At 71.8% G+C, this 20745-nt stretch carries 23 protein-coding genes; 11 read left to right on the top strand and 12 right to left on the bottom strand.

Annotated elements, in window-relative coordinates; genetic code table 11:
• Window positions 1-2 precede the first annotated feature (2 nt).
• Window positions 3-884 (bottom strand): DUF2786 domain-containing protein, encoded by an 882-nt coding sequence (locus ACIP5O_RS33410; protein ID WP_401300482.1) that lies wholly within the window; start codon window positions 882-884, stop codon window positions 3-5.
• Window positions 885-1177: 293 nt separating this feature from the next.
• Here ACIP5O_RS33410 and ACIP5O_RS33405 point away from each other — a divergent pair, with 293 nt between their 5' ends.
• Window positions 1178-1600, top strand: coding sequence for a hypothetical protein (locus tag ACIP5O_RS33405; protein WP_401300480.1), 423 nt, complete (start codon window positions 1178-1180; stop codon window positions 1598-1600).
• Window positions 1597-1995 carry a hypothetical protein gene (locus ACIP5O_RS33400; protein ID WP_401300478.1) on the top strand — a complete coding sequence of 133 codons (399 nt, stop codon included), beginning with the start codon at window positions 1597-1599 and terminating at the stop codon, window positions 1993-1995. Before ACIP5O_RS33405 ends, ACIP5O_RS33400 begins: the two co-directional genes overlap by 4 nt.
• A 285-nt stretch (window positions 1996-2280) precedes the next feature.
• Here ACIP5O_RS33400 and ACIP5O_RS33395 read toward each other — a convergent pair whose 3' ends face one another.
• The 7 genes from ACIP5O_RS33395 to ACIP5O_RS33365 all read right to left on the bottom strand — a co-directional run bounded on the left by ACIP5O_RS33395 (window position 2281) and on the right by ACIP5O_RS33365 (window position 7574).
• Window positions 2281-2553, bottom strand: a complete 273-nt coding sequence (locus ACIP5O_RS33395; RefSeq protein WP_401300475.1) for a hypothetical protein — start codon at window positions 2551-2553, stop codon at window positions 2281-2283.
• Window positions 2550-2840: a hypothetical protein gene (locus ACIP5O_RS33390; RefSeq protein WP_401300472.1), complete on the bottom strand. Its 291-nt coding sequence runs from the start codon at window positions 2838-2840 to the stop codon at window positions 2550-2552. Before ACIP5O_RS33390 ends, ACIP5O_RS33395 begins: the two co-directional genes overlap by 4 nt.
• Window positions 2837-3580 (bottom strand): hypothetical protein, encoded by a 744-nt coding sequence (locus ACIP5O_RS33385; protein ID WP_401300469.1) that lies wholly within the window; start codon window positions 3578-3580, stop codon window positions 2837-2839. Before ACIP5O_RS33385 ends, ACIP5O_RS33390 begins: the two co-directional genes overlap by 4 nt.
• Window positions 3581-3588: 8 nt before the next feature.
• Window positions 3589-4284 carry a hypothetical protein gene (locus tag ACIP5O_RS33380; protein ID WP_401300466.1) on the bottom strand — a complete coding sequence of 232 codons (696 nt, stop codon included), beginning with the start codon at window positions 4282-4284 and terminating at the stop codon, window positions 3589-3591.
• Window positions 4281-5255 carry a helix-turn-helix domain-containing protein gene (locus tag ACIP5O_RS33375; protein ID WP_401300464.1) on the bottom strand — a complete coding sequence of 325 codons (975 nt, stop codon included), beginning with the start codon at window positions 5253-5255 and terminating at the stop codon, window positions 4281-4283. Before ACIP5O_RS33375 ends, ACIP5O_RS33380 begins: the two co-directional genes overlap by 4 nt.
• A 64-nt stretch (window positions 5256-5319) precedes the next feature.
• Window positions 5320-6162 (bottom strand): hypothetical protein, encoded by an 843-nt coding sequence (locus ACIP5O_RS33370; RefSeq protein WP_401300461.1) that lies wholly within the window; start codon window positions 6160-6162, stop codon window positions 5320-5322.
• Between the two features lie 350 nt (window positions 6163-6512).
• On the bottom strand, window positions 6513-7574 hold the full coding sequence (locus tag ACIP5O_RS33365) for a hypothetical protein (RefSeq protein WP_401300459.1): 1062 nt from the start codon (window positions 7572-7574) through the stop codon (window positions 6513-6515).
• A 314-nt stretch (window positions 7575-7888) separates the two neighbouring features.
• Between ACIP5O_RS33365 and ACIP5O_RS33360 the strand changes: the two genes are divergently transcribed.
• The gene (locus ACIP5O_RS33360; RefSeq protein WP_401300456.1) at window positions 7889-8548 is read left to right on the top strand and encodes a MarR family transcriptional regulator; all 660 of its coding nucleotides are present in this window, start codon (window positions 7889-7891) and stop codon (window positions 8546-8548) included.
• Window positions 8549-8550: 2 nt separating this feature from the next.
• On the opposite strand, the gene ACIP5O_RS33355 is transcribed toward ACIP5O_RS33360, so the two are convergent.
• Window positions 8551-9966: a transcriptional regulator gene (locus tag ACIP5O_RS33355; protein WP_401300453.1), complete on the bottom strand. Its 1416-nt coding sequence runs from the start codon at window positions 9964-9966 to the stop codon at window positions 8551-8553.
• Window positions 9967-10205: 239 nt separating this feature from the next.
• Between ACIP5O_RS33355 and ACIP5O_RS33350 the strand changes: the two genes are divergently transcribed.
• From ACIP5O_RS33350 to ACIP5O_RS33315, 8 genes are all read left to right on the top strand, one after another.
• Window positions 10206-10373 carry a hypothetical protein gene (locus tag ACIP5O_RS33350; RefSeq protein ID WP_401300450.1) on the top strand — a complete coding sequence of 56 codons (168 nt, stop codon included), beginning with the start codon at window positions 10206-10208 and terminating at the stop codon, window positions 10371-10373.
• An 81-nt stretch (window positions 10374-10454) separates the two neighbouring features.
• Window positions 10455-12212, top strand: coding sequence for an asparagine synthase-related protein (locus ACIP5O_RS33345; RefSeq protein ID WP_401300447.1), 1758 nt, complete (start codon window positions 10455-10457; stop codon window positions 12210-12212).
• Window positions 12206-12502, top strand: coding sequence for a PqqD family protein (locus ACIP5O_RS33340; protein ID WP_401300444.1), 297 nt, complete (start codon window positions 12206-12208; stop codon window positions 12500-12502). Before ACIP5O_RS33345 ends, ACIP5O_RS33340 begins: the two co-directional genes overlap by 7 nt.
• 5 nt (window positions 12503-12507) lie before the next feature.
• Entirely contained in the window at window positions 12508-12930 is a 423-nt protein-coding gene (locus ACIP5O_RS33335) for a lasso peptide biosynthesis B2 protein (protein WP_401300609.1), read from the top strand.
• A 159-nt stretch (window positions 12931-13089) separates the two neighbouring features.
• Window positions 13090-15015, top strand: a complete 1926-nt coding sequence (locus tag ACIP5O_RS33330) for an ABC transporter ATP-binding protein (protein ID WP_401300442.1) — start codon at window positions 13090-13092, stop codon at window positions 15013-15015.
• Between the two features lie 487 nt (window positions 15016-15502).
• Window positions 15503-16600 carry a tyrosine-type recombinase/integrase gene (locus ACIP5O_RS33325; protein WP_401300439.1) on the top strand — a complete coding sequence of 366 codons (1098 nt, stop codon included), beginning with the start codon at window positions 15503-15505 and terminating at the stop codon, window positions 16598-16600.
• A 350-nt stretch (window positions 16601-16950) separates the two neighbouring features.
• The gene (locus ACIP5O_RS33320; protein ID WP_401300436.1) at window positions 16951-18495 is read left to right on the top strand and encodes a hypothetical protein; all 1545 of its coding nucleotides are present in this window, start codon (window positions 16951-16953) and stop codon (window positions 18493-18495) included.
• Between the two features lie 237 nt (window positions 18496-18732).
• The gene (locus ACIP5O_RS33315; RefSeq protein WP_401300434.1) at window positions 18733-19065 is read left to right on the top strand and encodes a hypothetical protein; all 333 of its coding nucleotides are present in this window, start codon (window positions 18733-18735) and stop codon (window positions 19063-19065) included.
• 22 nt (window positions 19066-19087) lie between these two features.
• Here ACIP5O_RS33315 and ACIP5O_RS33310 read toward each other — a convergent pair whose 3' ends face one another.
• From ACIP5O_RS33310 to ACIP5O_RS33300, 3 genes are all read right to left on the bottom strand, one after another.
• A complete protein-coding gene (locus ACIP5O_RS33310) occupies window positions 19088-19672 on the bottom strand; it encodes a hypothetical protein (protein WP_401300431.1) in 585 nt (194 codons plus the stop codon).
• A gap of 120 nt (window positions 19673-19792) precedes the next feature.
• Window positions 19793-20218: a hypothetical protein gene (locus ACIP5O_RS33305; protein ID WP_401300428.1), complete on the bottom strand. Its 426-nt coding sequence runs from the start codon at window positions 20216-20218 to the stop codon at window positions 19793-19795.
• 88 nt (window positions 20219-20306) lie between these two features.
• Window positions 20307-20609, bottom strand: coding sequence for a hypothetical protein (locus ACIP5O_RS33300; protein ID WP_401300425.1), 303 nt, complete (start codon window positions 20607-20609; stop codon window positions 20307-20309).
• Window positions 20610-20745: the final 136 nt, after the last annotated feature.

Genomic DNA, 20745 nt, shown 5'->3' with positions numbered 1-20745 from the left:
GATCAGAGGTGCTTGGGCGCGAGGGCCAGGCGGTGGCTGTCCTCCAGGGCAGCGACGGCCTGCGGGGGGACGACGAGGATGCCGTCGAGGAGCTTGCGGGCCTTCGCGTACGCGCTCCGCCGCTCGTGCTCGCTGCCGGAACCGGTGTCCAGTGCCGTGGCGAGGAGCTTGCGGGCCTGCTCGGCAGCGCTCCGTTCGGCAGGAGGGAGCTGTCGCAGGCCGGTGCGGCGGGCATGGTCGTCCGCCGCCTGCCACGCGGTCCGCAGCTCCGCGACGGCCCGCTGGTAGCGGTCGAGGTCGTCGCCGAGCCTGGCGTCGTCCGCCGCGGCGAGGGCCTGCACCAGGGTGGCCGTCTCAGGCACGCTCACATCGCCCAAGGACGGCCGGTCCAGCCACTCCAGGACGTCGCCAAGGTAGTCCCCGTACGCGACGGCCACCGTGTCGTGCGAGCGCTCCAGGGTCTGCCGCCGGCGCCGCTTCGTGATGTGGCGCCGCCGCACGCTCCAGACCCCCCACCCGGCCAGCGCCGCCACCGCCAGGCCGCCGAGGGTCAGGGCACCCCACATCAATACGTCGACCAGGCCGCCGTCGCCGCCGGACTCGGCAGGCTCCGAAGCGGGGGAGGGCTCACGGTCCGTCCCGCCGACCAGAAGAGGGAGGAGCCCCCTCAAGACGCCGCACCCGAGGCTGAGGGCAGCTCCCCGAAGGACCAGCCCTCCGGCATTGCGGGCCACATAGGAGTTCTGCGACTGCCGCGCCAGGACGGTGCCGACACAACCGACCACGGCAGTGAGCACCCCGGCACCCACTCCGAGCCAGAGCGCCCACTCGAACCAGGTCGTGATGGTGTCGATGACTCCGAAGAGATCCTTGCTGGTGTGCACTCGCGTGTCCTTCGGGTTGGATCGGTGACGGTTTGTTCCGCGCGCCGCAGTTCTCCTGAGAAGTTGCTCTGACCTGCGGTTTATCGAATGAGCGCCCCATCCGGATGGTGGTCGCCGCCCGTAGCGTACCGCCTTCAGCGCGTTTTTTTCCTACTAGGAAATAGCATGCACATGATCAAATAGTGGATCACCAGGCTTCGCGCATAACCGGAATTATGCGCGGGTTAAATGATCTTGAAACGGATGTCAACAAAACGGTGACAACGCCTCGATGTCATCAATATGATGACGCCATGACTCAAGATTCCGACCCGTACCCCCGGGAGGCGGCCGCCCTGGAACGGCTCACCCGCCGCCACGGCGACGAGCGCTACCGCCGCCTCAACTCCCACGGCGGCCCCTACCTCACAGCCGCTCCACTGGAGGCAGTGATGCTGGTCGCCAGGGCAATGGAGGGTGATGGCGGGAACTCCGTCACCGGCCAGGACCTGGAGGATGCGATCCTGCTGCTCGACCGCGCCCGCGGCGACCTCGACCTCCACGAGCTGGAGCTGGTCGACCGCGCTCGCCTCCACCACGGTCGCACCTGGGAGCACATCGCCCAGGCCGCAGGAGGGAAAGACCGCCGCACCGCCCAGACCCGCTACAGCCGCCTGCGGGAACGCACGCCCGGCTACACGCCGCCGGTCGCCTCCCAGGAAGCCGCCGGCGCATGAGGGCCGCGAGCGACCATCCCCTCAGCGCAGTCCCGCAGGACGAGGACCCGGTACCACCGGTGGCGAACCCGGAGACGGGGGAGATCCGGCTCCTGGAAGACCGCTGCACGACCTGTGTCCTGAATCCCGCCGCGTCGGCCGCCCCTCTGCGCCCGGGACGGCGCCAGCAGCTCATCCGCGAGGCCCGGGACTGCGGCGGACAGATCGTATGCCACTCCACGATGTGGCCCGCCGTACCGGAAGACTTCCCCGCCGCCATGTGCAGGGGGTTCATCGACGCCTACGGGCTTCCCCAGGCGGCCCAGGAAGCCATCGAACTCGGAATCGGGCACATCGTGGAAGTCCCCGACCCCAAGCGGATCGGCATCGGCACACACGGAAAGGCGCAGCAGTGAGCGGACCGAAGCCGGGCCTCGGGAGCTTCGGGCGGCTGGTACTTCGTCCCGGCTACTGATCCGGTGTAAAAATTCACACCGATCCGCGAGGTCGTCGGTGGCGCGCGGTCTGCCGGTCACCGTCTGTGCTCGCGTCTATGCCGCCGTACGGAGGTCCAGGGAGAATCGCCCAAATGGGGGGGTGCGTGCGGGCCCGGAAGAGGCGGGCCGGGTGCGTGCCCTCGGAACGCGAAGCGCCGCCGACACTTTCCCTGCCGGGGGCGCTTCGCGTGGCCGGACGGACGGTCAGGGGCTGGCGATCAGCCAGAGGGCGAGGACGGCGTCCAGGTCCGGGGAGTAGCGGTAGACGATCGAGATGCCGCGTCCTCTGGTCTGCTCGGGCAGGAGGTCGATTACGTACGATTCCGAGCGCGGATCGGCATCCGGGAGGCCGCGCGCGGCGTCGGGGTCGGGCTCGTCCTCCAGGTGCTGGCGGACGAGCTCGACGGCGGCCTGCTCGGTCGCGGTCAGCTCGGCGAGAATCTTCTCCGCGCTGTCGGACAGAAAGGCTCGGGTCACTGGCCCCCCTCGGTGGCGAGCTTGCGGCGGAGCTCCGCCTCGACGTCGTCGGTGGACCGGGACAGGGCCGTCATCGCCTCCGGGGTGGAGTGCAGGGTGACGCGGCGCCGGTACGCCTGGACGATGCCGCGTACGGCTGCCGGGTCGTCGAGGTCGGCGGCCGCGAGCTCGCGCTCGAAGGCGGCGGCGTCGCCGTCGAAGCCGCCGTGGCGCAGGGCGGTGCGCAGCTCGGCGAGCGTGTGCATCGGCGGGAGGGCATGGTCGTGATGCTCGGGCTGGATAGTCACAACGTCTCCTTCGGTCGGTGCGTCGAGTGTCCTACTGGCCGCGCCCACCCCAGGGGCCCGTTGACCGGTTGAGGCTGGCCGGCGGTGCGGACGGTGAGGATCTCCTCGCGGACGGCGGCGAGGTTCTCGGCATGGAGCTGGTTGCGCTGGTGGACGATGTGGTGGCAGGCCCGCGCGACGCACCGCACCTGCGTGCCCTGGTCGATTCCACCGGGCATGGCGCGGCCGAGGAGCTGCATGGCCTTGATCTCGTCGGCGCTGAGAAGGGTCTCGTAGGGGCCTTGGGTCAGCCGGAAGAGCGCCATCCCCAGGTGCCCGTGGACGGGCGGGGGTGTCTCGTCGGGCAGGGGCCACAGGGTGGCGACGGCGGCCGCGAGGGGTTCGAGCCCGTGGGGGCCGTGCTCGCCGGCGAGCTGCTGGTAGAGGTAGCGGGCGGCGATCTCGCCGCCGAGCATCACCGCGCCGACATGCAGGGACGGGGTGCTCTCCTCGTCCCGTCGGTGGACCCGGCCGGTGGCGTGGATGACGCGCAGGAGCCGAGTCTCGTCCAGGTCCCAGAGGCCCGGTCCCCAGGTGAGGGCGATGCCGACGGCGGCGCGGTCCTGCGCGAGCATGTGCGCGGTCGGCCCGTGGTCCGGGACCGTGAAGAGCAGGCCGGTGACGCCGTCCTCGGTCCGGTTCAGCTTCGCGGCCTTCGCGTCGGCGATCTCGGCGTCCTGCGCGGTGACGCGAGCGGTCATGAGAGGGGTCACAGCGTCTCCAGGGTCGGGTTGAGCTGGTCGGCGGTGCGGGCGGTGAGGACTTCCTCGCGGACGGCGGCGAGGTCCTCGCGGCGGAAGCGGATGTGGCCGCGGGCGAAGGTCGAGCAGATCTGAGCGGCGCACCGCAGCCGCTGCTCCTGGTCGCCGCCGCCGGGCAGGGTGCGGGCGACCAGGCGCATGGCCTGGATCTCGGTGACGGTGAAGAGGCCCCGGTCCGGGCCGTTCGCCAGGCGCAGGAGCGCCATCGCGGGGTGCTGGGGGCCGTCCGGGCGCCCTTCCTCGGGCAGGGGCCACTGGAGGGCGATGACCGTCTTGAGGGGCTTGAGGAAGAAGGGGGGATACCTGCGGGCGAGCTGCTGGTAGAGGTAGCGGGCGGCGATCTCGCCGCCGAGCATGACCGTGCCGACCTGCATCAACTGCCTGACGCCGTAGGAGTGGCACCGGCCGACGGCGTGGAGGACGGGCAGGAGCCGGTCCTGGTCCGGGGCGCCGGGGTGGCGGTAGGTCAGGGTCACGCCGACGGCGGCCTGGTCGTTCGGGTTGAGCCACGCGGTCGGCCCGTGGGCGGGGGGATCGAAGAGCAGATCGGCGAAGCCGGTCGGCCGCTCGTCCAGCTTCTCCCTGAACGCGGCGGCGGCCTCGATGTCGGTCTCGGTGACGCGGGCGATACCGGGGAGGCTCACGACGCCTCCAGGAGGGCGGGCGGGACCTGGCCGGTGGTACGCAGGTGCAGGATCGCGTCCGCGAGCTCGCCGAACGCGGCCTGTACCGCCTCCCCGGCGGCGATCTCCTCCGGTGTCTCCTCGAACGGGAGCCGCTCGCGGGCGGCCTCGCGGCGGAAGACGAGGTAGGTGGCGGCGAGGTAGCCGTCGTGGCTGAGCACCGCGAGGCGGGACGGCTCCCGCTCGTCCTCGGCCTTCTCCTCCTCGCTCGGCTCCCGGGTGCTGAGGGCTTCCGCGAACTCCTCGGCGGTGTCGAAGTCCTCGACGTGGATGCCGGGGTCGGGCATGAGCGCGTACGGGGCGACGTTCGTCACGATCGCCCGGGCCGCGTGCTGCCAGATGCTCGCGGACCTGTGCTCGGCCTTGGTGGCGGCCGCGGCCCGCAGGGCGGCGGCGCGGGCGTGGACCGCACGGGCGAAGTCCTCGATCTCCGGGCCGTACTCGTTGAGCCGGGAGACGGTGATGTTCCCGCCGGGCCGGATCCGGCGCAGCGTGGCGAGAGGGACGCCGCTGAGCTCGGAGATGGTGACCGGGTCGGCGCCGGCGGCGAGGGCGCCCAGGAGCAGGACGTCGAGCTGGTCGGTGACCTCCTGCTGGTCCAGCGCCCAGTCGCGCAGCGCGTCCTCGGCCTCCTGCGGGCTGTTGAAGTGCCGGGCGGGCTGGACCTGCTCGGCGGCGGCCGCGCCGGCGCCGCCGCCCGTCTTCTCCCGCTTGTCGCGCATGTAGAGGGCCTGCCGGGTCAGGCCGAGTTCCCGGGCGGCGGCGGCCACGTTGCCGCCGTGCTGCGCGATCAGGTCCTCCACCGCCTCATCGGCGACCCGCTCGTAGGGGGCGGCGGCGGCCTCGGCGGCGGCCTTGGCCGCGTGGTAGCGGCGGGCCGGGTCGGTCTCGGCCAGCACCCGGGCCGCATGGTCCAGGGGGTTGTTCTGCACGTGGGTACTCCAGAGGTAAGGGGCGGGCCCGGCCGGACGGCCGGGCCCGAGAGCGGAGGGAAGATCAGTCGCCGTCGACGTGCTCGGCGTAGAACGCGTCCACCTCGGCGTAGAACGCGTCCACCTCGGCGTAGTACGCGGCCTCCTCGGCCGCGTACTCGGCCTCCCGCGCGGCGTCCACCTCGCCCAGGAGGCGACGGTGCTTCTCGATCTCCTCCTCGGTGGGCGTCTGCGTGGGGACGGCGCGCTCCTCGGTGTGGGTCTCCTCGCCGTCGGCGCCCACACCGGTCACGGTGACGCGGACCGCCTCCGCGCTCTCGTCCACGAAGCTCGCGCCCACGGCGCGCATCAGCGCCGCGTCGTAGTTGGCGTCGGCCTGCTGGGAGGCGATGCCGTTCATGATCTCCAGGGCGGCGCCCGCGAGGTCCGTCGCCGTGGAGTGGTCATCCGTCGAGTACAGGTACGGCAGGGACGGGAAGCGGCCCAGGTACCCCTGCACCTCCTCACCCTCCCACTCGCCGTCCCGCTTGCGCTCGACGAGGAGGGTGTAGGCGGCGTGCGGGACACCGGAGACGTCGCTGTACCCCCACAAGGGAGCGTCGTCCTCGCCCCCGGACTCGGCGACGTTGCGCACTTCCTCCTCGTAGGCGGCGTCCGCCTCGGCCTCGTCGGCGGTGTCGGAGACATCCCGGTAGTCGTGGCCGCTGCTGATGACGGCCCACCGCTCCTGGCCGTCCTCGGTGGTGTAGCCGCGCAGCCGGACCTCGGCGCCCTCCTGGCCGTAGGTGTCGGTCGCGCGGGTGGCGCGCATCACGACGCCGGCGCCCGCGAGAGCCGCGAGGGCCTCGCGCTCCTCGTCGTCGAGGTCGGGGGTGACGGATTCGTAGGTGGAAAGCAGGACACGCATGGTCTACTCCCTGATGGTGGCCGCAGCCCTGCATGGCGGCGGCGCCGAAGGTCCGGGCGGGTGGCGACCCGCCCGGACACCAGAAAGGTAACACCCGCTTACCTTCGAAGGTAAGTGGGTGTTACCCGAAGGGGTGAGATCTTCTTCGGGCCCCGGCCCTGGCCTCTTTGCCGGGGTGATCTTTATTGCCAGAAAAGCGACGGGCCCTAGCCCCCTTCGCGTGAGAGGGGGCCAAGGCCCGCTTTGTGTGCGGCCGCGCTGCTGCGCCGGTAAAGCTTGGAGGCTGCAATCGGGGATCAGGATGTTCGGTAGTTCCGGGCTGGCTCTCTGGGCTGTGCCGTTCAGGCGGTTCAGGTCCCGTCGAAGGTCTCGCCGTCCAGCTCAGACCCGTCCGGCTCGCGCTGGAGCCCGCTCGTGCCGTCAGCGGAGATGTCGATGTAGTCAGGGCGTTCCCGGCGGCGGGGGAGGAACCTGTCCAACCAGCCCCGCGGCTCGACATCGGCCGGGTACATGTCCACGGCCGCGAGGACGTCGAGCTGCTCCTTCGACAGCAGTTCCGCCCAGTCCGATGGGTAGATGGCGCTGCACCACAGCTGGAGCTCACCCTGCTCGATCACAACGCTGAAGGGGCTGTTGCGTACGCCGGGCCGGTAGCGGATGCGGTCCTGCAACCCCGTGGCGGTGTCCCGGTTGAGGTAGACCCGGGCAACGCGAGGGCCCGCCACCCAGGGGTACGCCTCCGGCTGGTTCAGGATCTCGCTGACCCAGGTGCGGAGCCCGAGAGGGTCGCCGGCGGGGGTGGTCCGGCCGACGGGGGCCCAGGGGCGGCCGTGGCGCAGGCGTGCAACGAGGTGTCCACCGGTGTATTCCAGGTTCCCCCCGCAGTGGTGCAGGCTCTCCTCACTCGTCCGGACGACACCCTGCTTCTTGTCGAACTCGACGAACCGGTAGTGCATGACCTGGCGGGCGATCTCCTTGTCCCAGCCGAGTTCTTCCAGCAGCCGGACGCTGTTGCTCGGCCCTGTGCCGCCGTACCCGGCCAGGCACTCCTCCACCCCCAGCAGCTCACCCTCCGCGTTGCGCAGCAGCATGTTCGGTGCCGCGATCCGCGTGCCGTCGGCGAACGCCTTCGGGTGCCGTCCGGACTCCAGCAGGATGTCGGTCTCCGTGAAGGCTACGGTCGCGCCCGTGACCTGACCGAAGGCGCCGCTCTTGACGTACTGCGCCGCCTCGTAGGCGGAGAAGACCGGAACGAGGCGAGTCGGGTCCACGGGGTAGGGGTCCCTCCCCGCTCGCTCGATCATGCTCGTGATCACCGGATGGGTCACGCCCAGTTCGCGGGCGACCGTGCGCCGACTTGCCTCGACGCGCGCCTCCTTGTGGGCCTGCGCGAACTTGTCGAGCTCAGCCACGTCGCGATCCCGCTGCCTCTCGGCCGCGTGCAACTCCCGCTTGAGGGTCTGTACCTGACGGTGGCTGGTTCGAACATTGGTCAATCTGCGGCCCAGCTCTCCTTTATCCATGATCGGAAAGGTAGGGCCTCGGATAGTGGAAAGCAAGGTATCCATCAATGGAAAGCCTTGAAAGTTGGAAGTGGGGAAGGTGCAGGACCTCACCCGGCCCTGGGGGAGAGCACGGCACCCTTGCAGCGTTCACCCTCACCGAACACGAGTACAACGCCTTCGCCGACACGATCGCCGCGACCTGAAGGCCCTACGCTCCCGCCATGACCACCGACGTACCGCAGGAGCTACGGCGCAGCGAACGGGCCGTGCTGAAGGTGTTGCAGGGGCTCGACGGACGGTCCGTGAGCGTGGCGGAACTGGCCAAGGCCACCGGCTACAGCGGTCAGACCGTGACCACGGCCCGGCGCCGCCTGCGCGCCCTGGGCCTGATCTCCTTCACGCCCGGCACCGGGCACGAATCCACCCGCTACGCGATTTCCTCGCCCGTCTCGGCGGCGCCGGCGGTGATCGGTGGCTTCCACGTCGGCCGCACGCTGACCTCCGGGGTGCTGCATCTGCTCGACAGCGGCGGCGAACTGCCGCCCATGCCCTTGGAGTTCCGCGCCGACACGGTGTGCCGGCCCGTTCCGGAGACCGCTCCGGTCATGGAGCTGGCCCGCGGGTGCGTCTCCTGGGACCGGCTGTGCCGAGCCTGTCTGAAAGCGATCGGAGCGGCGCCCGGCGCCGGGGACACCAGCAGTGTGGAAACCTCCTGGAAGATCCAGGTCTGGCACACGGCGACCCGGGCCTGGCTGTCGGTCGGCCGCTCCCTTTCGAGCGAAGAGGAAGCCCGGCAGGAACTTGCGGACCGCCAGGAGCAGCACTTGGGGCTTCTCTTCCGGTTGGTGGTGCGCACCACTACGGAGACCGTGCTCCCTTGAGATCAGGCTGCCACGGCGGTCCTGATCTGGTCGCGGAGTTCGGCGGCTTCGGGGGTGCTGGCGTAGGGCTCGGCTTCGTCATGGAGTTCGCCCAGGCGGTCTCCAACTCGTGTGCTGCCGATGATCCCGAAAAGGTCGAGAGCGGTCTGGGTCTCCTGGCGGGCGCCGGCGACTTCGCCGACGGTGAGGTGGGTGCGGGCGAGGCCGAGGTGGTCGAAGGCCTTGCTGCGGACGCGGTGCTCGGGCCGGAGTTCGAGGGCCCTGCCCAGGAGCAGCAGGGAGCGTTCGGCGTGCCGGGCCCGCCGGGGGCCGTCGTCGTGCTTGGCGGCGATCTGGTGGGCGACGCCGACGGTGGCGCAGAGCTCTGCCTCGTCGAAGAAGGCCATGTGGGCGGGTTCCTGCTCGGGGTCGATCGCGGCGAAGAGCTCTTCGGCACTTCCGGCGGCGCGCTCGCTCTCGCGGGTCTGGCCGAGGATGGCGTGGAAGCGGGCTTCGAGGGCGGCGAGCATCGAGCGCGTGGCGGCGGTGGCCTGGCGGCGGGCGCCGTACTGGGCCAGGGAGACGAGGTCGAGGGCTTCGTCGTAGTGGCCGAGGTGGGACATCTGCCGGGCCATGCACTGGAGGATGTGGGCGCCCAGGGCCTTGTCGCCGGCCTCGCTCGCGGCGTGCAGCGCGGTGACGAAGATGCGCTGGGCCTGCTTGTGCATGCCGGCGTCGAAAGTCATCCAGCCCGCGACGGAGCCGAGGTCGGCGACGGCGGAGAACAGCGCCCGGCCGGTGGCCTCGTCGTACGAGGCGCTGCCCAGGAGGGCGTTGGCGTCGGCCATCTGCGCGATGACGGCCTTGCGGGAGAGGATGCCGCCGTGACGGTTGTCGGCGTCGCGGAACATGCCGGTGACGGCGCGGATGCCCTCGATGTCGCTCGCTCCCAGGCGGCCGCCTTCGCGCGCGATGAGGGTGGAGGGGGTGGCGGTGGCCCACTGCTGGAGGGGGTCGAGGAGGTCCTGGCCGACGTGAACGGACTGGGCTTCGTCACTGTGACGGCTGTGCGGGACCATCATCTCGCTCCGGGTGAGGTGTGCGATTGCGGCAATGGTGGCGGCGGGCTGCCAGGGGAGGCTCAGACCTGCGGCGGCGGGCGTCGTACGGTCGGGCATACCGATGTCGGCGCAGGTGACGGGCAGGCCCGTGCGTTCGGCGAGGTGGTCGGCGATGAGCTGGGGGACGGGGTGGCGGGGGGTCTCGCCGTTCCTCCAGGCCCGTACGCGGCCCTCGCTGGGGCTGATGCCCCGTTCGCCGGCGGCACGAGCGCGGTCGGTGACGGCGCGGGCGAGCGCGGCGTTGGAGAGCCCCGCCCGCACGATCCAGTGGTCTAACAGGACGTTGGGTTCTTTCACCGTGCGGGGCGGGGGTGTCATCCGTCCATCCTCCTGAGTGCCGTCCAACCTCGCAGCGTAGAAGAGCGGCCGGGGCGCGGACAGGGGGCCGGGGAATTCGGCGGTATTCGGCGGGGGCGCGCGGCGGGCGGGCGGCGGCGGGTTGCGTCGGGAGCGGCGGCACGCGGCGGGTACCGGCCGCCGTCTGCGGGTGGTGATCTGTTCATGCCACGGCGAACACCGCGGCGCACCATCCCGACTTACGTCACGGAGGTACGACCATGCGTTCCACCACGATCAACACCGCCGAGCCCGTCGAGACCGCCCAGCCGGCCGGTTCCGTCGCCCCGGTCATCGCCCTCCCGCAGACCTTCTCCGTCGAGGGGGCCACGCTCGGCCGCCAGCCGAACAACGACGCGGACACCTCCGGCACCATGTACTTCGAGTGACCATCGGCGCGTCGTGAACTCCCCGGGGGGTCGGCCTGCGCCGGCCCCCCGGGTCCGTTCTGTCACGAAAAGGGGAGGCTCATGAAAGAGGAATGGATCACCGGTGGCGCCTCGTCGCCACGGTGGAGCGCGGGGCAGCACACGGCGGGGATGCCGGGCGTGACCATGGGGCCGGGCTGCCGCTCCCGCGTCCTGGCGGACGAGGGGGTGCGTGTCGCCTTTGTCGGGGACTTCCTCCTGGAGGCAGGGCACGAGCAGGCCCTTCTCCGGGCGGCGGCGGCCGGACGGTGGGCGGAGCTGACGTATCTTCCGGGCTCGTACTGGGTGATCGCGCAGAGCGCCACGCACACCTTCGTCTGCGGAGACCTGTCAGGGTTCCGCAGCGTCTTCCACACGACTCGGGGACCGCAGACCATTTGGTCGACCAGCGCCCGCCGTCTCGCCCAGCACATCGAGGCGGAGCCCGACCTGGCGATGCTGGCCGCGCGGCTCGTCGCCGGTCCGGAGCACTGGCCGGACCGCACCGTCTACGAGGACGTCCGCGCCGTTCCCCCCGGGTTCGGGCTCCTGCTGGACGGGAGCGGAACGGAGCTGGTCGACGTCCACGGAATCGTGCCCACCGCCACCCTCGCCCAGGGCGCCCCGGCCTTCGCGCAGGCCCTGGAGCGGTCGGTGAGCTGGCGCGTGCGGCAGGTCGCCGGCGGGCCGGTGGGCGCCGACGTCTCCGGCGGGCTGGACTCCTCCACCCTGGCGATCCTCGCGGCCCGGGACGGCGAAGTCCGCGCGGTCACCTACGCGGACGACTACACCAGCGGCGAAGACCTGCTCTTCGCCCGCCGGGTCGCCGCTCACATCGACACGGACCTTCACGTGGGGGCGGGAGGCCGGGAGCACCTGCCGTTCGGCTGGACGGCGGCGCAGCCGCTGACTGACCAGCCCGCGGCGGTGAGCCTGACCACCGCGCAACAAGCGCTCTACCTCGGCCCGGCGGCCGGGCTGCCGCTGCACTTCACGGGCACCGGCGGCGACGTCGTCCTCGACTCGTGCAGCGCCGCGTGGATCGGCATGGTGCAGCTCGGCGAGCGCCGGGCGGCCCGCCGCCAGGTGACCGGCTGGGCCCGCGCCCGCAACCGCTCGCCCCGCGAGCTGTGGAGCGCGGTCACCGAGGCCGCCGGCAGCGGGCACGCGGACGCGCTGCGCGCGGCGGCCCGGCGTACGGCCCGGGGCGACTTCGACAGCCGCCGCTCCGGGGTGTGGTCCTGGTGCCACCTGGGCCAGTCGGGCAGGTGGCTGACGGCTGAGGGCCGTGAGCGGGTTTCCGCGCTCCTGCTCCAGGCGGCCGCCACCACGGACGCCGATGCGCGCGCCGACCTCACGGAGCAGCGGTTCTCCCTGCGGCTGATCGGGGCGGACGCCCGGGACACGGTGCCGCTCACCGCCCCGTGGAACATCCACCAGGTCCACCCCTTCCTCGACAACGAGGTGGTGCGGGCCGCGTTCGCCATCGCCCCGCCCGAGCGGCACGGCGTCACCAGCTTCAAGCCGCTGCTGCCTGCCGCGCTGCCCTACCTCCCGGCCTGGCTCACCGGCCGCACCTCCAAGGGCAGCTTCACCCGGCAGCTCACCGCGGGCATGATCCACCACCGGGCCGCGCTCTCCGAGACGATCCGCTCCAGCGCCCTGACGGCCGCAGGCCTGCTCGACGCCGAACTCGCGCTCGCGGCCCTTGCCGCGGTCGACGGCACGCAGGCCGGTTCCCTCTACGACCTCCAGCGGCTGGCGATGACGTGCCAGTGGCTTGCGGCCGGCGAGCACCGACCCCTGGAGGCGGCGTGCTGACCGTTCCCGAGCATGTGCACTGGGGCCGCTGTGGCGGAGGCACGGCGGTGCTGAACCTGCGTGACGGCCAGTGGCGGATGTTCTCCGGCCACGGCGCCCGCATCTGGGAAGCCGTGGTCTTGCGCGGCGGCATCGAGGGCCTGGCCGAGGAGATCGCGATCCCGGCCGGTCTCGACGTCGCCGCGACCCACCAGGCCGTCGACGACTACCTCGCCGGGCTCGTCGACATGGGCCTCCTGGCCCGCGTCCCGGTCCAGGCCCGGCGACGGAGAAGGAGGTGGTGGCGGTGACGGAGATGATCCACGCCCCCGCACGCCCGGCCCTGGCGCGCCGTCTTCCGGCGAGCGCCGCCATGCTCGTGGCGCTCGCGGTCCGGACGCTCCCGGTCGAACGGTGGCGGATGCGGGCGCGTCTGGCCCTGGCCCGGTCTGTCACCGCTCTGCCGGCCGCCGACCTGGCCCACGTCCAGGGCATGTATGAGGCTGTCGTCGCCTGTCAGCCGTGGTGGTGGCGCGGGCAGATCGACTGCAAGGAGCGCTCCCTGGCCACCGTTGTCGCCGTCGCCCTCACCGGCCGCCGCTGCCACCTCGTCCTGGGCGCCCGCGCCCTGCCCGCCGCCTTCCACGCCTGGGTGCGCACCGCGGACGGCCGACACGTGGGCGACGACGAAGCCGGCGGCCGTGACCACCCCTGGACCCCGATCTACACCGCCCCCTGAGCACCGGGGGCCGGAGCACCTGAGCCTCCCTCCGGCCCTCGGCTTCACCCATAAGAGTGAAGCCGTGTCGCGTGAAGTTGACGACCAGGCGTTCTGAACTGGCCGGATGCGCCAAGGCGTTCGGAATTGCGGTTGATCGCACCATCGCCCCTTCCGCCAATGGGCCGGGTGACTACGACCACCCCGGCGGCCTCCAACGCCGAGCAGGCACCCGCCGTCCCCACCACGATCCCGGCCCCCGGGGCGCCGCCCGTCATGCGCCTTCAAGAGGACGGACACGCCGGCGAGAAGACCCGCATCAGCACCCGCGCCATCGCCGCCCAGCTCCCCGCCACCCTCCTGCGGGCCGGACGCCTGAGCTGGCGCGCCGACCGCCGCGCCACCCTCACCCTCGGCCTCGCCGCCGTCGCCAGCGCCGTCCTGACGGCCATCGCCCTGCACCACACCTCCACCACCCTGACCGCCCTACTGGGCACGGGAAGCGCCTCCGGACGTCTCCACCAGGCCCTGCCCGCCCTGCTGATCGTCACCGCGGCGGCCTGCGGCAGCTACCTCGCCGACGCCACCGCCCGGTTCTGCGCCAACCGCCTCGCCCCCCAGGTCAACCGCGAGGCCGACCTCGCGGTGATCAACGCCTCCACGGCCGCCGAACTGAGCGCATTCGAGGACTCCACCTTCGAGGACGGCCGCTTCGCCGCCACCCAGGGCGCCGAGAAGATGCCCGAGCTGATCGGCGGCACCCAGAGCCTGATCTCCGCCGCCGCCCAGCTCCTCGCGACCGTCCTCGTCGTCGCGACCCTCAACGCACTGCTGCTGCCCCTGCTGCTCCTGGCCGTCGTCCCCCGCATCTGGGGCGCCGTACGCGCCGCCCGGCTCGACCACGAAGCCGCCCACCGAGGCCTCGCCGACACCCGCCTGCGCCGCGTCCTGTCGCAGTACACCACCGACCGCGGAACCGCCGCCGAGCTGCGCGCCGCCACGATGGGCGGCTTCCTGCTGGAGCAGTACCGCATCATCTCCGGCCGCCTGGAGCGGGAGCAGATCACCGCCTCGCGCCGCGCGGCTCTCACCCAGGGCGCCGGAGACCTCCTCGCCGCGCTCGCGGTGGCCGTCGTCTGGGCCGGGATCCTCTTCCTCACCCTCACCGGCCGCATGGACGTCGCCGTGGCCGCCACCACCGTGCTGGTCGTCCGCACCGCCAACGCCTCCCTGACCGGAAGCGTGCGGGCCGCCGCCCGCCTGTTCGCCACCAGCCTCTACGTCTCGGACTGGGCCCGGTTCCTCGACAAGGCCGGCGACTGGGCCATGCGGCGCGGCGGCAAGGCCGTCCCGCCGGAAGGACCTCGGATCATCCAGGCGCGCGGAGCGGAGTTCACCTACCCCGGCAAGACCGAGCCGGCCGTACGCGGGGTGGACCTCGACATCGAACGCGGCCAGGTCGTCGCGCTCGTCGGCGAGAACGGCTGCGGCAAGACCACGCTGGCGAAGCTGCTCACCGGCCTCTACCTCCCCACCGCGGGGAAGGTCGCGTGGGACGGTGACGACCTGGTCGACCTGAACCCTGCCACGGTCTGGGGCGCCGTCGGCATGGTCCCCCAGGACTACGTCCGCTGGCCGCTGGCCGCGCGCGAGAACATCACCCTGGGCCAGCCCCGCCCCGAAGGCGACGAAGCCGTGCACGCGGCGGCCGCGCTCGCCGGCGCCGACACCGTCCTGGCCAAACTCCCCGACGGCCTCGACACCTCCCTCGCGCGCTCCTGGTGGGGAGGACACGACCTGTCCGGAGGCCAGTGGCAGCGCCTGGCCATCGCCCGCGGCTTCCACCGCGACGCGCCCGTCCTCATCCTCGACGAGCCGACCGCCGCGCTCGACGCCCGCGCCGAGCACCAGGTCTTCAGCCGCCTGCGGGCCCTGTCCGAGGGACGTGCCGCGCTGTTCATCACCCACCGGCTGGCCAACGCGCGCGTCGCCGACAAGATCGTCGTCATGCGCGACGGGGAAATCGTGGAGACCGGTACGTACGAGGAACTGCTGAACGACGGCGGCCTGTTCGCCGAGCTCCACCACCTACAGGAAGGCATCTAGAGACCGGCGGCAGCCGGACGTCGTGACGACATGGCCCGGTACGCCCGAAGGTGTCGCCAGGAGACATGTCTCCTGGCGACACCTTCGGGCGTACCGGGCCCACGGGTTACTTCGGGGGTGATCAGCGCAGGTCGCGGCCTCCTCGCCCAAAGGGCGGCGTCGATTTGTCCCGGCTACGGAGCGCTACTTGTCACTTCGTGACAGCTTCAGGAGGACGCCCTCGCCTCGACAGTCGAGCGACCAGGCGAAGCTGCGCACTACGCTGCGCGGCGCCCGGCAGTTCTGTGCCGAACCCGCGTGACGTTCCAGACGGCCGACCCTGGGCAGGGCAGCCGCTCCGCTGTCCGTCTGCGCAGGTAGCTTTGGGGGCCGAGAGTGAGGAGGGGCAGATGACCGACAGGGAAACCACCCAGAGGTTCCGGATGATCGTGTCGCTGTGCTGTCCGGCCTTCGCCACGTTCTCCACGCAGCCGGACTTCCGGCCGTGATGCCCCGCCCGGAAGTCGCCCAGCGTCCTGCCGGCGACGTCGTGCAGACGCCGACCCGGGCGGAGGACGCCTTTGCCAAGATCCGCGAGGATCTCGGGCAGGTGGCCCCGCGCGACCCGAAGGACCGCACGCTGGGCCCGCGCCGCTACCGCATGGACATCCTGCGCGACATCTGCACCGCCGAGACGTTCACCACCGTCATGAACTGGCTCGCGTCCTCCGCGATCCCCAGCGTCAACACCAAGCGCGCGTACGCCGATGACCTCCGGTTCTGGCACGGATTTGCCCAGGAACTCGGGCACGAGCGCTTCTATATCGGCTGCATCACCCGCGGGGACGTGACGACCTGGCGGCTCAGCGAGGAGAAGCGGGAACGGGCGGACCGCAGCATCGCCCGCCGCCTGTCCGCGCTGTCCTCGCTGACGACGTTCGCCGCCGAGGAGACGCAGACCTTCATCCCCAACCCGGTCACCCGCCACAACCGGCCGAAGATCGACCGGCACGACGAGACCACCGCCACTCCGATGCTGGAGATCGAGGAGTACGCCAGCCTCTTCGACTGGGCGGAGTGCCTGCGCGACGTGGTCGTGGCCTCCCTCGTCTACATCTTCGCCGGCCGCGTCAGCGAATGGTGCGAGGCCGACGTCACCGATTTCCGTGACGGCCGCAAGCCCGTAATCGACCTGACCCGCAAGGGTAAAAAGGGCAGGCAGTGGGAGATCCCCCACCTCCTCGCCGAGCTCCTGGTCCTCCTCATCGACGGCCGGACCGAGGGGCCGCTGCTGCTGGACTCCGAAGGGCGCCGGCTCGACCGCCACGACGTCGACCGCATCCTGACCCGGCTCGGGAAACGGGCCGGGGTCCTCACCGGCCGGGACCTGACCCCCCACGTGCTGCGCGTCAGCCGCCTGACCCACATGCACGACGACAGCACCCCGCTGGAGGAGATCCAGGAATTCGCCGGACACGACGATCCGGCGACGACGCTGTCCTACATCCGCCGCCGTGGTGATCAGGAACGCCGGGCCCGGCACGCGGCCGTCGGCGTCGACAAGATCAGCAAGCAGTTGGGGCGCTGGCTCTCCCTCGCGGCCTGACGCCCCCGAGGTCGCCCCGTGCGTCACATCAGCCTCAAGTTTGGTCTCCAGTGCCGGATTTTGGTCTTTAGTGCCACCAGCCGGAGTTATGGCGTGGAGGAGTCCACCGACTCCTCCACACCGTCCGCTCCCGCCCGATACCGTGGTACTGCACCACCCGGCTAGCCGCGTACTGCCGATCGCCGCACACGCCCGCACCCACGCTGCGGGCAAGCCCCGACCAGGGGGCGGCCAAGGTCTCCAGGGGCCCGCGTAGATGAACTCCGGTGCGCCGTCGTGCGTGCCGTCTTCCTTCTGTGGCCCCTGACGTACGGCCGGGAGGGCGTGGGACTGTCCGGTCTGGAGACGTCGTGCCCAAGAACCAGTCCAGCGCCGCCAAGCGCGCCCGTGCCGCCGCCAGAGACGGGGCGAAGTACACCACCGTCCTGCGGAACACCTCGTTGCCCGTCCCCGACCCGGCGTCCCCGGGGTGGGACGAACTTGTGGTGGCGGCCCTGTCCGCCGTCGTCGCCGAGCGCGGCACCGTGCCCGCCACGGAAGTCTGGGACGAGAGCGCCCGCCACTCCATGGTCCAGCGCGAAGGCGGCACCTACGGCGGCGTCCGCTGGGGCGTGGTCGAGCCCGCCGCCGACGGCATCGTCATCCGCGAGGTTCGCGACTGCACCGGGGTCGTGCCCAAGGGCACCCGGGTGCCCGTGCCGTACCGCCTGCACGACGGCCGGGTGGAGGTCGCCGCCCTGTGGCCGGTCGTCTGGTCCTCGAACGCACAGCCGTTCTGGCGCTACGTCCACAACGGCTGGTCGGTCGAGAACCCGGGTGACCTCCCGGCCTCCCTCGCCCCGTTCCGCCCGAGCGAGAACCTCCAGTACGAGGTACGGACCTACTCCGTACCAGACGGCATCGTGGGCGAGGACCACACCGGCGGGGCGCCGAGCTGGGGGACGAACGCCTGGTGCGAGCGCCTCGACCAAGCCGTCCTCCTGGCCGACGCGCTCGTGGCCCACCGGCTGAGCACCCCCTCACGCCCGGCCGGCGGTGACTGCGGGAACCTGCGGGCCGAGGTCTGGGCGCACACCACCGCCAACCAGACCGAGCCGCCGGTCCGGGTCCACCAGGTCGACGCCGACCCGAACCGGCCCGTGGTGCCCCGCGTGCCGTACGACACCTGGCTCCCCGGCCGCCCGGACTCCGCTGCCCCCATCCCCGAGCCCGCCTGGTACCCGGACGAGAAGCACCCGCCGAACTACAGCCTCACGGTCTGGAGCGAGAGCAACGGCTGGGAGACGATCGCCTGGTTCGTCGGCGGCCGCAGCCCGGCCGGCATCGCCGCCACCCTCCTGCGCGTCGGCACGGGCGGGCCGTACGCGTACGCGGAGACCTGGGGACCGGACTACCCGGACGCCTGGCGGCAGGACTTCACGCAGGAGGGCCGGGCCATCATGGACCGCCACCCCGACGAGGCGTTCGCCGAGACCACCGCCCGCTACGACAGGCAGCGCCGTCAGGAGACGGCCGACCTCGCGGCCGCGCTCGCCGCCCGCAGCCGCGGCGCGCTCACCGTCGAGCAGGCCGCCGCCCGGCTCCAAACCGGCGGGCAGGCGTACCGGGACTTCCTGCGCATCGGGCAGATCTGCATCGTGGACGCCCTGGAGGAGAAGCGGCTCGCCGCCGAGGAGGGCAGTGAGGAGCGGATGCGAATGCGTGCCGCCCTCGATGCGCTGGAGGAGCGCCACCAGGCCGAGGAGTGGGTCGTCGAGCTGACCGCCGAGCACATGGCCACCAGGCGGCGCGACGCCCACTACACCGACGGCGCGAAGGCGTACCGCGTACGGGCGCTGAAGGAGTACCTCTCGCCCGGCGAGGACGTCGCCGGGGTGCCCGGCCTCGCCGCCTGACGAGGCCGGGCACCCCGGCCCGCGCTACTGCTCCGGCATAGAGGCCAGGGACGTATGGCCGTGCGGTCACGTGGCCGCACGGCCACGGGCCCCATCGGTGTCCCGGAGGGGCAGGGCGAGGGGCGGCGGCGCACCCGCGGCTCTCCGGGACGGCGGCCCACCGGGCGATGGTCCGTACGGCGGCCGTCTGCTCCCGAGGACGCCCGCCCGGCGGGCGCCCTCGGGCATGGTGTCGTCATGACTGTGACTTCCTTCTCCCGGGAGACAGCGCTCGCCATCGCCGAGGCGGTACGCCCGTGGCTGGACGAGGACGCCGAGGAGCCCCCGCCGGCCGCCGCGATCGTCGCCGCGCTGCGGGCCGCGGAAGCCGGGCACGGCGGCCGCCAGCGAGACCTGTGGGCCCACGCGGCGGGTAACGCGGCCTGCGCGATGTCCTCCGAGAGCGACCACGGCGCCCGGTGGTTGTGGGCCACCGCGCTCGACTACACCCGGCTCGCCACCTCGGCGGGAGAGGGCCCTATCCCTCGTTCGAGTGAAAGCCCGCGCACTCCTCAGGCCACCCTCGCGTGAAGGGCGCGGCCGCCGACTCGGCTCAGCGGCAGCCGTAGGAGCGAAGCAGGTCCCGGGACGCGTCGTCGGCCGGGGCCAGCGGGCGCGCGCCTCCGTTGACGGCGTGCTTCAGCTTGAGGGTCGGGTACTTGTACTCCTTCGGCGTGCCCTTCGGGACGGGCCCGCCCGGCCGGACCTCCATGCGGTCGTCGCCCTCGATGGCCCAGGTGACGACGCTGGCCCGGTCGTTGCCGTACGGAGTCCCCGCCAAGCACTGACCCGGGCCGCCGAGCTCGGAGAGGTACCGGCTCCAGGCACTCATGAAGACGTGCGACGCGATGCTGTTCACGCCCCACACCGCGGCGAACGCCAAGGTCAGTGCGACGACTGCGAGCCTCGGGGTCAGCGCGCGCCGCTGGAGCTTGAGGAGGCGGGACAGCCCCCACCCGGCGGCGTAGCCGAGCGCGGCAGCGGCGCCCCACAGCGCGCCGGACAGCCACAGGTGATCGAACAGGAGCCGGGAGTGGGCAGTGACCGCGATGGCCGCCGCCGCGCAACCGAAGGCGCAGACGGACGCGACGAAGGGCAGGCTGCTGTCCGGCGCCGGAGCACCGAGACGTGCCCTCACGGCCGAATTCGACACGATCAACCTCCTGTCGGCGGGTGTTCTCCGGCAGCATCGCACGGGGCACCGACACTCCAGCACTCGTGTCACCGAAAAGTTGACGCCGGGATGCCGGAGACGCTCCTACGCGCTCCGCGTGATGCCGGCCAGGCGGGCCTTCATCTCCTCGCCGACGTCCGCCTTGTTCATCCACTCCGTCAGGCGATCGTGGTCATCCGCCGGCAGCGAGCCCCGCTGAAGACCGGAGTACAGCAGGCCGCTCATCAGCGTCGCCTGGACCGTCTGCTCCGAACACGTCTCCGTCAGGAGCTTCTGGAACAGCAGGGCCATCACCTCATCCCCTGCGCCGGATGCGTCGACGTACGCGCGGAACAGCATCGACGCGCGCAGTTGGTCCGCGAGGACTTCGCGGTCCTCGGGGCTGTGCGCGGCTTCGGCCAGCAGGTGGTTCTCGATCTTCCGGGCCTGCTCCAGGTCTCCGGCCTGGAGCGCGGCGAGGAGCGCCTTGGCCTGCCGGGTCTCGAAGATGTCCGGCAACTGCGTCGTCACGGAAAGCTCCCTTGGGTGCACGTTCGGTCCACTACGAGCGTATGCCGCCCGGCCTGCCGCTGGTGACGATGCCCAGAAGCGGCCGAGATCAGTCGGTGTCGGGGCGCGGGCGGTGCTCATCGACGAGGTCGGTCAGCCAGTCGGGAACGTAGTGGCCGGGTTCCCCGGGCGCGAACGTCCGCTCGGTCTCTTCGCCGGTCCTGGCGCCGGTGCGATCGAGTCCCGGACCCCGCACGGTGATGATCCCCACCTGCTCCCACCGGCCGTTGCGCTTCTCGTACGACAGCTCAGCGGCCGAAGCGACCAGGCCCCGGCCAACGCCGGCGGCGATCTCCCAGTGGCCGGGGATGTCGGCGGTCACCTGCTTCGCGGGGGGTGCGTTCTTCGCCATCGGTTCTCTGTCTCCTCAGCATCGCGGGGAATCCGGGCAAACCTATCGTGACCGGCCCTTCCTTCGGCCCCGAAGGAAGGGCGATCCGATCGTGCCGACGGAACAACGACGGGAGCGCGCCCGGTGGTGCAGAATG

The sequence above is a fragment of the Streptomyces sp. NPDC088915 genome (assembly GCF_044749825.1).
Taxonomy (GTDB): Bacteria; Actinomycetota; Actinomycetes; order Streptomycetales; family Streptomycetaceae; genus Streptomyces.
This window is presented reverse-complemented; position numbering and strand designations above follow the sequence as displayed.